The organism is Streptomyces sp. NP-1717, from assembly GCF_022695985.1.
Taxonomy (GTDB): Bacteria; Actinomycetota; Actinomycetes; order Streptomycetales; family Streptomycetaceae; genus Streptomyces.
This window is the reverse complement of record NZ_JAAPBF010000006.1, coordinates 25,521-38,744: the sequence shown is the minus strand read 5'-3', so window position 1 is coordinate 38,744 and position 13,224 is coordinate 25,521. Positions and strand designations below refer to the sequence as shown.

At 70.8% G+C, this 13,224-nt stretch carries 12 protein-coding genes; 6 read left to right on the top strand and 6 right to left on the bottom strand.

The annotated features are described in order from the left end of the window. Window positions 1–2: 2 nt before the first annotated feature. Window positions 3–1,709 (bottom strand): glycerol-3-phosphate dehydrogenase/oxidase, encoded by a 1,707-nt coding sequence (locus tag GXP76_RS02375; RefSeq protein ID WP_242569698.1) that lies wholly within the window; start codon window positions 1,707–1,709, stop codon window positions 3–5. Between the two features lie 257 nt (window positions 1,710–1,966). Here GXP76_RS02375 and GXP76_RS02370 point away from each other — a divergent pair, with 257 nt between their 5' ends. Both GXP76_RS02370 and GXP76_RS02365 read left to right on the top strand, forming a co-directional pair. Then, the gene (locus GXP76_RS02370; protein WP_242569697.1) at window positions 1,967–3,229 is read left to right on the top strand and encodes a nucleotide sugar dehydrogenase; all 1,263 of its coding nucleotides are present in this window, start codon (window positions 1,967–1,969) and stop codon (window positions 3,227–3,229) included. 138 nt (window positions 3,230–3,367) lie between these two features. Continuing rightward, window positions 3,368–3,856, top strand: coding sequence for a hypothetical protein (locus GXP76_RS02365; protein ID WP_242569696.1), 489 nt, complete (start codon window positions 3,368–3,370; stop codon window positions 3,854–3,856). Between the two features lie 104 nt (window positions 3,857–3,960). Here GXP76_RS02365 and GXP76_RS02360 read toward each other — a convergent pair whose 3' ends face one another. From GXP76_RS02360 to GXP76_RS02345, 4 genes are all read right to left on the bottom strand, one after another. Continuing rightward, window positions 3,961–5,085 (bottom strand): GuaB3 family IMP dehydrogenase-related protein, encoded by a 1,125-nt coding sequence (locus GXP76_RS02360; protein ID WP_147874298.1) that lies wholly within the window; start codon window positions 5,083–5,085, stop codon window positions 3,961–3,963. Window positions 5,086–5,178: 93 nt separating this feature from the next. Next, window positions 5,179–6,681 carry an IMP dehydrogenase gene (guaB, locus tag GXP76_RS02355; protein ID WP_242569695.1) on the bottom strand — a complete coding sequence of 501 codons (1,503 nt, stop codon included), beginning with the start codon at window positions 6,679–6,681 and terminating at the stop codon, window positions 5,179–5,181. A 148-nt stretch (window positions 6,682–6,829) separates the two neighbouring features. Next, a complete protein-coding gene (locus tag GXP76_RS02350) occupies window positions 6,830–7,405 on the bottom strand; it encodes a sigma-70 family RNA polymerase sigma factor (protein ID WP_078075496.1) in 576 nt (191 codons plus the stop codon). A 479-nt stretch (window positions 7,406–7,884) separates the two neighbouring features. Then, on the bottom strand, window positions 7,885–8,496 hold the full coding sequence (locus tag GXP76_RS02345; RefSeq protein ID WP_003948568.1) for a response regulator transcription factor: 612 nt from the start codon (window positions 8,494–8,496) through the stop codon (window positions 7,885–7,887). A gap of 466 nt (window positions 8,497–8,962) precedes the next feature. Between GXP76_RS02345 and GXP76_RS02340 the strand changes: the two genes are divergently transcribed. Then, window positions 8,963–9,286, top strand: a complete 324-nt coding sequence (locus GXP76_RS02340; protein ID WP_242569694.1) for a WhiB family transcriptional regulator — start codon at window positions 8,963–8,965, stop codon at window positions 9,284–9,286. A gap of 111 nt (window positions 9,287–9,397) precedes the next feature. Here GXP76_RS02340 and GXP76_RS02335 read toward each other — a convergent pair whose 3' ends face one another. Further along, on the bottom strand, window positions 9,398–10,294 hold the full coding sequence (locus GXP76_RS02335; protein ID WP_242569693.1) for a LysR family transcriptional regulator: 897 nt from the start codon (window positions 10,292–10,294) through the stop codon (window positions 9,398–9,400). A gap of 94 nt (window positions 10,295–10,388) precedes the next feature. On the opposite strand from GXP76_RS02335, the gene GXP76_RS02330 reads away from it, so the two are divergent. The 3 genes from GXP76_RS02330 to GXP76_RS02320 all read left to right on the top strand — a co-directional run bounded on the left by GXP76_RS02330 (window position 10,389) and on the right by GXP76_RS02320 (window position 13,151). Then, window positions 10,389–11,108, top strand: a complete 720-nt coding sequence (locus tag GXP76_RS02330) for an MOSC domain-containing protein (protein WP_242569692.1) — start codon at window positions 10,389–10,391, stop codon at window positions 11,106–11,108. A 133-nt stretch (window positions 11,109–11,241) separates the two neighbouring features. Beyond that, window positions 11,242–12,045, top strand: coding sequence for an SDR family oxidoreductase (locus tag GXP76_RS02325; protein WP_242569691.1), 804 nt, complete (start codon window positions 11,242–11,244; stop codon window positions 12,043–12,045). Between the two features lie 71 nt (window positions 12,046–12,116). Next, window positions 12,117–13,151 (top strand): hydroxyacid dehydrogenase, encoded by a 1,035-nt coding sequence (locus GXP76_RS02320; RefSeq protein ID WP_242569690.1) that lies wholly within the window; start codon window positions 12,117–12,119, stop codon window positions 13,149–13,151. The last annotated feature ends 73 nt before the right edge of the window (window positions 13,152–13,224 follow it).

Genomic DNA, 13,224 nt, shown 5'->3' with positions numbered 1-13,224 from the left:
CCTCACAGCGGCACGATGTCCGGCGCCCCGAGCCGCGCCGCGTCCGCCGTCAGGTCGTCCGGCTGGCGCTGCGACTCGCGCTCCGCCTCCACCCGCTTGCGGTAGTGCTCGACCTCCTTCTCGATCTGGTCCTTGTCCCAGCCGAGCACCGGCGCCATCAGCTCGGCGCACTCGCGCGCGCTGCGCGTCCCGCGGTCGAACGTCTCGATCGAGATCCGCGTGCGCCTCGTCAGGACGTCGTCGAGATGGCGCGCCCCCTCGTGCGACGCCGCGTAGACGACCTCGGCCCGCAGATAGTCCTCGGCCGCGGCCAGCGGCTCGCCGAGCCGGGGGTCGGCCGCGATGAGCTCCAGCAGCTCCTCGACCATCGCCCCGTACCGGTTGAGCAGATGCTCCACGCGCACCACGTGGAGTCCGGTCCGCGCGGCGATCCCCGCTCGCGCGTTCCACAGGGCGCGGTAGCCCTCGGCGCCGAGCAGCGGGGTGTCCTCCGTCACGCAGGCGGCGACCCGCTGGTCCAGCCCGTGCACCGCCTCGTCCACCGCGTCCTTGGCCATGACCCGGTACGTCGTGTACTTGCCGCCCGCCACGACGACCATGCCCGGCACCGGGTGCGCCACCGTGTGCTCGCGTGACAGCTTGCTCGTCGCGTCGGACTCGCCGGCCAGTAGCGGGCGCAGCCCGGCGTACACCCCCTCCACGTCGTCACGCGTCAGCGGTACGGAGAGGACCGAGTTGACGTGTTCGAGGAGATAGTCGATGTCCGCGCTGGAGGCCGCCGGGTGGGCCTTGTCGAGGTCCCAGTCGGTGTCGGTGGTGCCGACGATCCAGTGCCTGCCCCAGGGAATGACGAAGAGCACCGACTTCTCGGTCCGCAGGATCAGTCCGGTCGAGGAGTGGATACGGTCCTTGGGGACGACCAGATGGATGCCCTTGGACGCCCGGACGTGGAACTGTCCGCGCTCACCTATCAGCGCCTGCGTGTCGTCCGTCCACACACCGGTCGCGTTGACGATCTGCTTGGCGCGGATCTCGTACTCACCGCCGCCGTCCACGTCCCGCACGCGGGCTCCGACGACCCGCTCGCCCTCCCGCAGGAAGCCGACCACCCGGGCCCGGCTGGCGACATGCGCGCCGTAGCTCGCCGCCGTACGCACCAGGGTGGCCACATAGCGCGCGTCGTCCATCTGCGCGTCGTAGTACTGCAACGCGCCGACCAGCGCGTCCTTCTTGAGCGCGGGCGCGACGCGCAGCGCGTGCCGGCGGGAGAGATGCCGGTGCGCCGGCAGGCCACGGCCGTGGCCCGAGGAGACCGACATCGCGTCGTACAGCGCGACGCCCGATCCCGCGTAGAGCCGCTCCCAGCCCTTGTGCTGCAACGGGTAGAGGAACGGCACCGGCTTCACCAGATGCGGGGCCAGCCGCTCCAGCAGCAGTCCGCGCTCCTTCAGCGCCTCCCTGACGAGCCCGAAGTCGAGCATCTCCAGATAGCGCAGTCCGCCGTGGATCAGCTTGCTCGACCGGCTCGATGTGCCGGAAGCCCAGTCGCGGGCCTCCACGAGCCCCGTCGCCAGCCCGCGGGTCACGGAGTCGAGCGCGGTCCCCGCGCCCACCACACCCGCGCCCACGACCAGCACGTCCAGTTCACGCTCGGCCATACCTGCCAGAGCCGTGGCGCGCTCCTCCGGTCCCAGTGTCGCTGTCCTCACCGCTGCCTCCCGTCTCCCCCCGTGTTGTTCGGGCTCTTCGATTCTGTCCGGACTCAACGACTTCAGCCACCGGCTGTGGACAACGCCGGCCGAAGATCGGATCAGGCCCAGGAAATCCGCAGATATGTCCCGCCATGTACGGCCATGTAATGACGCATATCGGTCATATTTACGCCTAGTCTGACATTGCGCTCCCTCGTTCTGTCCACACGGGTTGCGCCCCCTGTCTCCTCCGGTTATGGGAAAGGACGGCCCACATGCCCGCAGACCTCGCCGTCATCGGACTCGGTCATCTCGGCCTGCCCCTCGCCCAGGCCGCCGTGGCCGCCGGCATCGAGACCATCGGGTACGACACCGATCCACGCCCCGTCGCCGAACTGGCCGCGGGCCGCACCCCGGTCGACGGCTCACTCACCCCCTCCGACGTCCGGCGCATGCTCTCCGGCGGCTTCCGGCCCACCACCGACCCGACCGAACTCGGCCGGGTCCGCACCGCCGTCATCTGCGCGCCGACCCCGCTCGGCCCCGACCGCACGCTCGACCTCAGCGCCGTCGGCGAGGCCGCGCGCGCCCTCGCCGCCCGGCTGCGCCCGCACACCACCGTGCTGCTCGAATCACCGGCCGTCCCCGGCACCACGGAGGGCTTCCTGCGCACCATCCTGGAAGAGGGCTCCGGTCTGCGCGCCGGACGCGACTTCCACCTCGCCTACTCCCCCAGCCGCCTCGACCCGGGCCGCCGGACCCACAGTCACGCCGGTACCCCCAAGGTGATCGGCGGACTCACCCCCGCCTGCACCGAATCGGCCGCCGCCTTCTACGGACGTCTCACCGACAAGGTCGTCCGCGCGCGCGGACCGCGCGAGGCGGAGACCGTCAAGCTCCTCGAAACCAACTTCAGGCACGTCAACATCGCCCTCGTCAACGAGATGGCCGTGCTCTGCCACGACCTCGGCGTCGACCTCTGGGACGTCATCCGGTGCGCCGAGACCAAACCGTTCGGCTTCCAGGCCTTCCGCCCCGGCCCCGGCGTCGGCGGCCACGGCGTCCCCATGGACCCCAGCTACCTCCCGCACGCGGGCCGCACCCCCGGCCACCCGCTGCGGATGGTCGGTCTCGCCCAGGAGATCAACGGCCGTATGCCGCAGTACGTGATCCAGCGCTGCGCCACGCTCCTCAACGAGCACGGCAAGTCCGCCCGCGGCGCCCGCGTCCTGCTGCTCGGCGTCACCTACAAGCCGGACCACGCGGACCAGGAGAGCTCACCGGCCACCGAGATCGCCTGCCGGCTGATGGACCTCGGCGCGACCGTCAGCTACCAGGACCCGTACGTCCTCGACTGGCGCGTACGGGATCTGCCGGTCCCGCGCGCCGACTCTCTTTACGAGGCCGCCGCGCAGGCGGATCTGACGGTGCTGCTCCAGCACCACCGCACGTACGACCTCCAAGGTCTCGCCGTGAAGGCGCAGTTGCTGCTCGACACCCGGGGAGCGAGCCCGGCGGGCGCGGCGTACCGCCTCTGAGGCGACGACGCCCTGGACCTCCCCCGCCGCGCACCCGCCCTCCACCGCCCGGGAAATGCCTGCGGCGCTGTCGTGGCGGACTGCTATGGTCCAGGGCGCTCGCACAACGGTGCGGGCATTCCTTGGGGGATTCTTCACATGAGCCAGTCTGTTCCGCCGCCCGGAAACCCGTTCGCCGGCGGCGCCGTCCCGCCCGGCCCCGGCAACCCGTTCGCCCCGGCGCCGCCGGTCCGCGACAACGTGGGCCTCGGTCTGGCCGCCGCGGCCGGTACCGCGATCGCCGCCGCCGCCATCTACGGCGGAATCGCCGGCGCCATCGAGAGCGAGATCGGTTTCGCCGCCATCGGTGTCGGCTTCGTCATCGGTCTGGTCGCGGGCAAGGTCGGCGGACGCAACCCGATCCTCGCCGTGGTCAGCGCCGTGTTCGCGCTCGCCGCCGTCTACCTGGGCCAGATCTTCGGCATCGCGATCATCGGTGCGCAGGAGCTGGACCTGTCGACGACGGAGATGCTGTTCGACCACTTCAGCCTGCTGACGGACGCGTGGAACGCGGGCAAGGAGGCGATGACGTTCCTCTTCTTCGCCCTCGCCGCCTTCGCCGCGTTCTCGGGCGCCAAGAAGGCCTGATCGTCAACCGGGGCCCGTCCGGTCGACGTTCGCCGCACAGGGCCTGAGAGACGGGACGAGGGTGCCCCGGACCGCGTGCGGTCCGGGGCACCCTCCCGTCACTCTCAGCGGCTGTGCTGCGAGTCCGCGACCGTCACCTCGACGCGCTGGAACTCCTTCAGCTCGCTGTAACCGGTCGTCGCCATCGCCCTCTTGAGCGCGCCGAAGAAGTTCATCGAGCCGTCCGGGCTGTGCGAGGGACCGGTCAGGATCTCCTCGGTCGTCCCGGCGATGCCCAGGTCCACCAGCTTGCCGCGCGGCACGTCCTCGTGGACGGCCTCCATGCCCCAGTGGTGCCCCTTGCCCGGCGCGTCGTTCGCCCGCGCCAGCGGGGAGCCCATCATCACCGCGTCGGCCCCGCAGGCGACGGCCTTGGGCAGGTCGCCGGACCAGCCGACACCGCCGTCCGCGATCACGTGCACGTACCGGCCGCCGGACTCGTCCATGTAGTCGCGCCGGGCGGCGGCCACATCCGCGACCGCCGTCGCCATCGGCACCTGGATGCCCAGCACGTTACGGGTGGTGTGCGCGGCGCCGCCGCCGAAGCCCACCAGCACACCGGCGGCGCCGGTGCGCATCAGGTGCAGCGACGCGGTGTACGTGGCGCAGCCGCCGACGATGACCGGGACGTCCAGCTCGTAGATGAACTGCTTCAGGTTCAGCGGCTCGGCCGCGCCCGAGACGTGCTCGGCGGAGACCGTGGTCCCGCGGATGACGAAGATGTCCACCCCGGCGTCGACGACGGCCTTGGAGAACTGCGCGGTGCGCTGCGGCGAGAGCGCGGCGGCCGTGACCACGCCCGAGTCGCGCACCTCCTTGATGCGCCGCCCGATCAGCTCTTCCTGGATCGGCGCGGAGTAGATCTCCTGGAGCCTGCGGTTGGCGGTCGCCTCGTCCAGCTCGGCGATCTCGTCCAGCAGCGGCTGCGGGTCCTCGTAACGGGTCCACAGGCCTTCGAGGTTGAGCACACCAAGACCGCCGAGCTCACCGATGCGGATCGCGGTGCTCGGCGAGACCACGGAGTCCATGGGGGCGGCCAGGAACGGCAGTTCGAAGCGGTAGGCGTCGATCTGCCAGGCGATCGAGACCTCCTTCGGGTCGCGGGTGCGCCGGCTGGGGACGACGGCGATGTCGTCGAAGGCGTACGCGCGGCGTCCGCGCTTGCCGCGGCCGATCTCGATCTCAGTCACGATGTGGGGCCTTTCCTCTTGCGTCAGCCGTCCCAGTATCCCCGACACACCGATGCCGCCGGTGAGTGGCCACCGGCGGCATGGGGAGGGGGTTCAGTGCTGGTTGTAGTTCGGTGCCTCGACCGTCATCTGGATGTCGTGCGGGTGGCTCTCCTTGAGACCGGCCGCCGTGATCCGGACGAACCGCCCCTTGCGCTCCATCTCGTCGATGGAGGCCGCGCCCACATAGCCCATCGTCTGCCGCAGCCCGCCGATGAGCTGGTGCAGTACGGCGCCGAGCGGGCCCCGGTAGGGCACCTGGCCCTCGATGCCCTCGGGCACGAGCTTGTCGTCCGAGGAGACGTCGGACTGGAAGTAGCGGTCCTTGGAGTACGAGCGGGCCTGGCCACGCGACTGCATCGCGCCGAGCGAGCCCATGCCGCGGTAGGACTTGAACTGCTTGCCGTTGATGAACTGCAGCTCGCCGGGCGACTCCTCGCACCCCGCGAGCAGGCTGCCGAGCATGACGGTGCTGGCGCCGGCGGCGAGCGCCTTGCCGATGTCGCCCGAGTACTGGAGGCCGCCGTCGCCGATGACGGGGACACCGGCGCCGATACAGACGGTCGCCGCCTCGTAGATCGCCGTGACCTGCGGGACACCGATGCCGGCGACCACGCGCGTGGTGCAGATGGATCCGGGGCCGACACCCACCTTGACGCCGTCGACACCGGCGTCGATGAGCGCCTTGGCGCCGTCACTGGTGGCGATGTTGCCACCGATGACATCCACGCCGACGCTCGACTTGATCTTGGACATCCAGCTCAGCGCGTTGCTGTTGTGGCCGTGCGAGGTGTCGACGACGAGGAAGTCGACCCCGGCCTCGGCCAGCGCCTGGGCGCGGTCCAGCGCCTCCTGGCTCGCGCCCACGGCGGCGCCGACGAGCAGCCTGCCCTCGGCGTCCTTGGCGGCGTTCGGGTACTTCTCCGCCTTGACGAAGTCCTTGACGGTGATGAGGCCCTTGAGGATGCCCGCGTCGTCGACCAGCGGCAGCTTCTCGATCTTGTGCCGGCGCAGCAGCTCCATGGCGTCCACGCCGGAGATGCCGACCTTGCCGGTGACCAGCGGCATCGGCGTCATGACCTCGCGCACCTGGCGCGAGCGGTCCGACTCGAAGGCCATGTCACGGTTGGTGACGATGCCGAGGAGCTTGCCCGAGCGGTCGGTGACCGGGACGCCGCTGATGCGGAACTTGGCGCAGAGCTGGTCCGCCTCGCCGAGCGTGGCGTCCGGGTGGACCGTGATCGGGTCGCTGACCATGCCGGACTCGGAGCGCTTCACGAGGTCGACCTGGTTGGCCTGGTCGGCGATGGAGAGGTTGCGGTGCAGCACACCGACACCGCCCTGGCGGGCCATCGCGATGGCCATGCGCGCCTCGGTGACCTTGTCCATCGCGGCCGAGAGCAGCGGGATGTTCACGCGTACGTTGCGGGAGACCTGGGACGCGGTGTCGACCTGGTTGGGCAGCACCTCCGAGGCGCCCGGCAGCAGCAGCACGTCGTCGTATGTCAGCCCGAGCGTCGCGAACTTCTCGGGCACTCCGTCGACGTTTGCAGTCATGACACCTTCCCCAGATGGCCTTGATCGGTGCGGATGTCCATGCTAACGGGCGCCACGGGGGTCTCATTCCACGGTCGCCATGATCAGTTCCCCCGGCCGCCGTGATCGGATCCCGCGACCGCCGCGATCGGGCCCCGCGGGCCGCGCCCTACTGCTCGGCCAGCGCGCGCAGTCTGCTGAGCGCCCGGTGCTGTGCGACCCGTACCGCGCCCGGCGACATCCCCAGCATCTGGCCGGTCTCCTCGGCGGTCAGCCCCACGGCGACCCGCAGCACGAGCAGCTCGCGCTGGTTGTCCGGGAGGTTGGCGAGGAGCTTCTTGGCCCACTCTGCGTCGCTGCTGAGCAGCGCGCGCTCCTCCGGGCCGAGGGAGTCGTCGGGCCGCTCGGGCATCTCGTCCGAGGGCACCGCCGTCGACCCCGGGTGCCGCATGGCGGCCCGCTGGAGATCGGCGACCTTGTGCGCGGCGATGGCGAAGACGAAGGCCTCGAAGGGCCTTCCGGTGTCCTTGTAGCGCGGCAGCGCCATCAGCACGGCGACACAGACCTCCTGCGCGAGGTCCTCCGTGAAGTGCCGTGCGTCACCGGGCAGTCGGTTCAGCCGGGTGCGGCAGTAGCGCAGCGCGAGTGGATGCACATGAGCCAGGAGATCGTGCGTGGCACGCCCGTCCCCCTCGACGGCACGGTGAACGAGCGCACCGATCACCGTGGTCTCGTCATCGCGCATCGGACCATGGTGCCTCGGCCGCTGCGGATCCGTGGCACCGCGTTCATAGTTGTGCACCGAAGCGTTATGAGTAGGTGCGGAGGAACCCATCTCCTGCGCCCTCCCCTTCCGCTCGCCCGACTCGTCCCCGAGGAACTCCACAACTCAAGGATGCGGCATCGGGCGGGAAACTGTGGCGTACGGGCACCGATGACCCTCTACGCCGCCCCGCCCACCGCACGGCGGACGGGGTTCCGCGACTCTCCGGACGAGCTGTCCGTACCGCTGCGACCAGGCAACCTCGGGCCCCGGCCGGCGTCGGAGCCAGGGCCTGTCTTCAAAGTAGCGCCGTCCGCCCGCAGGGCGGGGCCGGCGGCGTCTGGTGCGGTGCATCGCAAGGCGGAGGACCGGGTCGTACCGGGCGTACTCGGCCGAGTCCGACAACGCGGCGAGGTGCCGTGCCAGGCGTCGCGGGCCAGGCGGGACTTTGAAGACAGGACCTAGCGGACCAGGCCCCAGCGGAATCCGAGAGCCACGGCATGCGCGCGGTCCGAGGCGCCGAGCTTTTTGAACAGCCGGCGGGCGTGCGTCTTCACCGTGTCCTCGGAGAGGAAGAGCTCGCGCCCGATCTCCGCGTTGGACCGGCCGTGGCTCATGCCTTCGAGAACCTGGATCTCACGCGCCGTGAGCGTGGGCGCGGCGCCCATCTCGGCCGACCTGAGCCGGCGCGGGGCGAGCCGCCACGTCGGATCGGCGAGCGCCTGGGTGACGGTCGCGCGCAACTCGGCGCGGGACGCGTCCTTGTGCAGATAGCCGCGGGCACCGGCGGCGACCGCGAGGGCGACACCATCCAGGTCCTCGGCGACCGTGAGCATGATGATCCGGGCGCCGGGATCGGCGGACAGCAGTCGGCGGACGGTCTCGACGCCGCCCAGACCGGGCATGCGCACGTCCATCAGGATCAGGTCCGAGCGGTCGGCGCCCCACCGGCGGAGAACTTCCTCACCGTTGGCCGCCGTCGTCACGCGCTCGACACCGGGCACGGTCGCAACCGCGCGGCGCAGCGCCTCTCGGGCAAGCGGGGAGTCGTCGCAGACGAGGACGGATGTCATGGCCGCCCTCCGCAGCTGATGCGCGTCACGTTGAGCCTCCAGGCTGAGTACATGTGGTCACCTGTGCGATTGACGCCATCGGACATGTGCCCGATCGCCTCTTCCTTCAACCGCCTCGACCACTCAACGACGGTCACTCGAAAGAGTTACGGGTCCGGAATCGCCTTCGGCACTCTACGTGAGGACGCGCACACAGAGCAGAGCCTCGCAGGTCACCACCCGATCACTCTGAGCTATGCCCCATTTAGCGTCATTTCTTCCCTTTTTTTGGTGTCTGTGGCTAGATTCGCAATGAGTCATATTTACATCTACTTACACAGCAGATGTACGGTCGTGAGAACGGTGTGGTGAGCACGCCGCGCTCGTAACCCGGCGCGCCAGGGCGCATCAGAGGCCCTGCGCCCGACCAGGAAGACAGGGCCTCACGGCCCGTATCCGCCTCCACGGATTCAAGGGGACATGAGCAATGGCAGATTTCTCACGCCTTCCCGGACCGAACGCAGATCTGTGGGACTGGCAGCTCCTCGCGGCCTGTCGCGGCGTCGACAGTTCGCTGTTCTTTCACCCGGAGGGAGAACGGGGCGCGGCACGCAGCGCCCGCGAGACATCGGCCAAGGAGGTCTGCATGAGATGCCCGGTACGCGCGCAGTGCGCGGCGCACGCGATGGCGGTGCGGGAGCCGTACGGCGTGTGGGGCGGGCTCACGGAGGACGAACGCGAGGAACTGATGGGACGCGCCCGCACCCGGCTGATCTCGACCTCGGGGGCGAACGGGTCGGACCGCGCCTGACCCGCGACAAAGCGATGCAGAAACGTTCCTGCACTCCCGGCGGGACCCCGTCAGGACCCTGACGGAACCTCGGAGGGACCTCGGCAAGGGGCTCCGCCCGGAGGAACCGCGTCAGCGCGAGGCGGCCCGTTCCAGTTGGTCCAGCGTCGCCGCCACCGCGGGGACCCGCGCCAGATCGGGCAGGGTGAGCGCGACGATCTCCCGCCGGACGGCGGGCTCGACGGTGACGGTACGGGCGCTCTTCGGCAGCACCGACTCCAGGGCCAGCTCCGGCAGGAAGGCGACCCCGAGCCCCGCCCCGACAAGGCCGATCACAGCGGGATAGTCGTCCGTCGCGAAATCGATACGGGGCGTGAACCCCGCCCTCTCGCAGGCGTCCACCAGTTGGTGGCGGCAGCGCGGGCAGCCCGCGATCCAGGCCTCGTCGGCGAGGTCCCCGATCGCGACGGTCCCGGCCCCGGCCAGCCGGTGGCCCTCGGGGAGCAGCCCCACCAGCCGGTCGGTGAGCAGCGGCCGTACGACCAGATCGTCCCACTCCTCGGCGCCGCCGGTGGAGTCGTAACGGAAGGCCAACGCCAGATCGCAGTCGCCGTCGCGCAGCATCTCGACGGAGCGGGGCGGTTCGGCGTCGACGAGCGAGACGCGGGTGCCCGGATGGGCGGCGCGCAGGGCGGCCAGTGCGGTGGGGACCAGGGTGGAGCTGCCGCTGGGGAACGAGACCAGCCGGACCCGCCCGGCGCGCAGGCCCGCGATGGCCGCGACCTCCTCCTCGGCGGCCGTGAGCCCCGACAGGATGCCCGTCGCGTGACGTACCAGCGCCTCCCCGGCCTGGGTGAGGCGCATCGCGCGGCCGGTTCTGATCAGCAGGGTCGTGCCGACCGACGCTTCGAGGACCTTCATCTGCTGGCTGACGGCCGGCTGGGTGCACCCCAGCTCGCGCGCGGCGGCGGAGAAGGAGCCGGTGGCGGCGACGGCGCGCAGGACACGGAGGTGACGGGCTTCGATCACCCCTCAAACATAAGGGAAACTTGGAGGCATCGAGAAATGAGGGGCGGAGCATTTGAGAGGCACGACGCGGGGCCGGGGAGTTAGCGTGCCGGTCATGAAGGTTCTGACCGTGAATGTGGGGCGGCCCCGGGCCGTCGGGTACACGGACGCGCCCGGCGGCGCGACCGGTATGGACAAGCGTCCGGTGGACGGCCCGGTCGCGGTGCGCGATCCCGGCCTCAAGGGCGTCGGCGGCAGCGGTGTCGTGGGCGACGCCGTATGCGATCTGCGCCATCACGGCGGCAGCGACCAGGCGGTCTACGCGTACGCGCGGGAGGATCTCGACTTCTGGGAGCGGGAGTTGGGGCGTCCGCTGGCCAACGGGGGTTTCGGCGAGAACCTCACGACGTCCGGGGCCGATCTGAACGGGACGAAGATCGGGGAGCGTTGGCGGATCGGCCCGGATCTGGTACTGGAGGCGACCAGCGGCCGGATCCCGTGCCGTACGTTCGCGGGCTTCCTCGGCGAGAAGGGCTGGGTCAGGCGGTTCACCCGGCAGGGCGTCACCGGCGCGTACTTCCGGGTCGTCGTGCCCGGCGAGATCCGCGCGGGCGACGCGATCGAGATCGTGCACCGGCCGGACCACGACGTGACGGTGGCGCTCGCCTTCCGGGCGGTGACCACCGAGCGCGAACTGCTGCCACGGGTGCTGGCCGCCGGAGAGGCCCTGCACGCCGAGGGGTTGAGGATCGCGCGGGAGTACGTGGCCAAGTACGGCGACGGCCGGGCCGGCGCGGACACCGCCGACGTTCTCCAGGCCGTCTCCGACACATAGCGCCGTCCGGGCGCGTACCGCACAACTGACGTGTGCCCGCGGCGGGGTTCGGTACGTGCTTCCGATTCGGTACGTGCTTCCGACGGTCGGACGGTCGCTCGCACCGGTCGTGCGACCGTCTAACGTGCGCCCTATGACGACTGCTTTGATTACGGGCGCGACAGCGGGGATCGGCGCCGCCTTCGCCCGGCGGCTCGCCGCGGGCGGTACCTCCCAGTCCGGCGGGGTGGGAAGCGGCCACAACCTGGTGCTTGTCGCCCGCGACACCGAGCGCCTGCGGCGCCAGGCCACCGAACTCCACGATCTGCACGGCATCGAGGCGGAGGTGCTGACCGCCGACCTCGCGACGGACGAGGGCATCGAGGCGGTCGAGAAGCGTCTCGACGACCGCAAGCACCCCATCGATCTGCTGGTCAACAACGCGGGGTTCGGGAACAAGGGCCGGTTCCTCGACGTCTCGATGGCCGACGAGCTGACCATGCTGAAGGTGCACTGCGAGGCGGTGCTGCGGCTGACGTCGGCCGCCGTCGCCGGAATGAGGGAGCGCGGGCGTGGAGGTGTGGTGAACGTGTCGTCGGTGGCGGCGTTCGTTCCGCGCGGGACGTACGGCGCGTCGAAGGCGTGGGTCGTGCAGTTCACCCAGGGGGCCGCCCGGGATCTGACCGGGACCGGGGTGCGGCTGATGGCGCTCTGCCCCGGCTTCACCCGGACCGAGTTCCACGACCGGGCCGGGATGGGGACGGACAACATCCCCAACTGGATGTGGCTGGACGCGGACAAGCTGGTGACGGCGGCGCTGGCCGACCTGGCGCGCGGCAAGACCGTGTCGGTGCCCGATCCGCGCTACAAGGCGCTGATGGGCGCGGTGAAGCTCACGCCGCGCGGGCTGCTCGGCGGGCTCACGTCGAAGACGGGACGGAAGTACGGCCCGCAGTAACCGGCGGGGGCGCGCTCGACGTACGCGGACGACCCACGGCGGACGACCCACAGAGGAGACCGACTTCCACCATGCACGACGCCACCGACAACCGGCCGTCCGCGCTGCTCTCGATGAGTCCGGGCATCGCGGAACAGCTGTTCTCCCCCGCTCGTCTCGACCGGCTGACCGCTCTCGTACGGACCGATCCGCGGCTCGTCGCGCACACGCTGACCGGTCCCGGGCTCGACCCCGCCGTCGCAGCCGCGCTCGCGGACGCCGAACTGCTGATCACCTGCTGGGGCGCGCCCCCGATCACCGCGGAGGTGCTGGCGGCCGCCCCCCGGCTGCGGGCGGTCGTGCACGCCGCGGGCACCGTCAAGCACCATGTCACAGACGCCTGTTGGGAGCGGGGCATCACGGTCGCCTCGGCGGCGGCGGCCAACGCCCATCCCGTCGCGGAGTACACGCTGGCCGCGATCCTCTTCGCGGGCAAGCGGGTCCTCGGTTCGGCGCACCGCTACCGGGAGGTGCGCGGTCCGCACGACTGGCACGGGGAACTGGCCGGGGTGGGCAACTACCGCCGTACGGTCGGCGTCGTCGGCGCGTCCCGGATCGGCCGCCGGGTGATCGAACTGCTGCGGCCGTTCGACTTCGACGTCCTGCTGTACGACCCGTACGTGTCCGCCGGCGAGGCGGCGGCGCTCGGCGTCGAACCGGTGCCGCTGATCGAGCTGTGCGCGCGCGCCCACGTGGTGTCGGTCCACGCGCCGCAGGTCCCCGCGACCCGCCGTATGATCGGCGCCGCCCAGCTCGCCGCGATGCCGGACGGGGCGACGCTGATCAACACCGCGCGCGGCTCGCTGGTCGACGAGGACGCGCTGCTGCCGCATCTGGTCTCCGGCCGGCTGAACGCGGTGCTGGATGTGACGGACCCCGAACCGCCGCTCCCCGCCTCGCCGTTGTACGACCTGCCGAACGTGCTGCTGACGCCGCATGTCGCGGGCTCGCTGGGCGGTGAGATCCACCGGATGACGGATCAGGCGCTGGACGAGGTGGAGCGGTACACGAAGGGGCTGCCGTTCGAGGATCCCGTACACCCGTCGTCGCTGCCGCACTCGGCCTGACGCGCGGTACGTACGGCGGAACGCGCCGAGGCCCGGCTCCCCCGAAGGGGCGCCGGGCCTCGGTCGCGTACCG

What these genes read in the sequence shown, in the direction of transcription:
- GXP76_RS02370 (WP_242569697.1), top strand. Translation starts at nt 1,967, where the DNA reads ATGCCCGCAGACCTCGCCGTCATCGGACTCGGTCATCTCGGCCTGCCC.
- GXP76_RS02365 (WP_242569696.1), top strand. Translation starts at nt 3,368, where the DNA reads ATGAGCCAGTCTGTTCCGCCGCCCGGAAACCCGTTCGCCGGCGGCGCC.
- guaB (WP_242569695.1), bottom strand. Translation starts at nt 6,681, where the DNA reads ATGACTGCAAACGTCGACGGAGTGCCCGAGAAGTTCGCGACGCTCGGG.
- GXP76_RS02350 (WP_078075496.1), bottom strand. Translation starts at nt 7,405, where the DNA reads ATGCGCGATGACGAGACCACGGTGATCGGTGCGCTCGTTCACCGTGCC.
- GXP76_RS02345 (WP_003948568.1), bottom strand. Translation starts at nt 8,496, where the DNA reads ATGACATCCGTCCTCGTCTGCGACGACTCCCCGCTTGCCCGAGAGGCG.
- GXP76_RS02340 (WP_242569694.1), top strand. Translation starts at nt 8,963, where the DNA reads ATGGCAGATTTCTCACGCCTTCCCGGACCGAACGCAGATCTGTGGGAC.
- GXP76_RS02330 (WP_242569692.1), top strand. Translation starts at nt 10,389, where the DNA reads ATGAAGGTTCTGACCGTGAATGTGGGGCGGCCCCGGGCCGTCGGGTAC.
- GXP76_RS02325 (WP_242569691.1), top strand. Translation starts at nt 11,242, where the DNA reads ATGACGACTGCTTTGATTACGGGCGCGACAGCGGGGATCGGCGCCGCC.
- GXP76_RS02320 (WP_242569690.1), top strand. Translation starts at nt 12,117, where the DNA reads ATGCACGACGCCACCGACAACCGGCCGTCCGCGCTGCTCTCGATGAGT.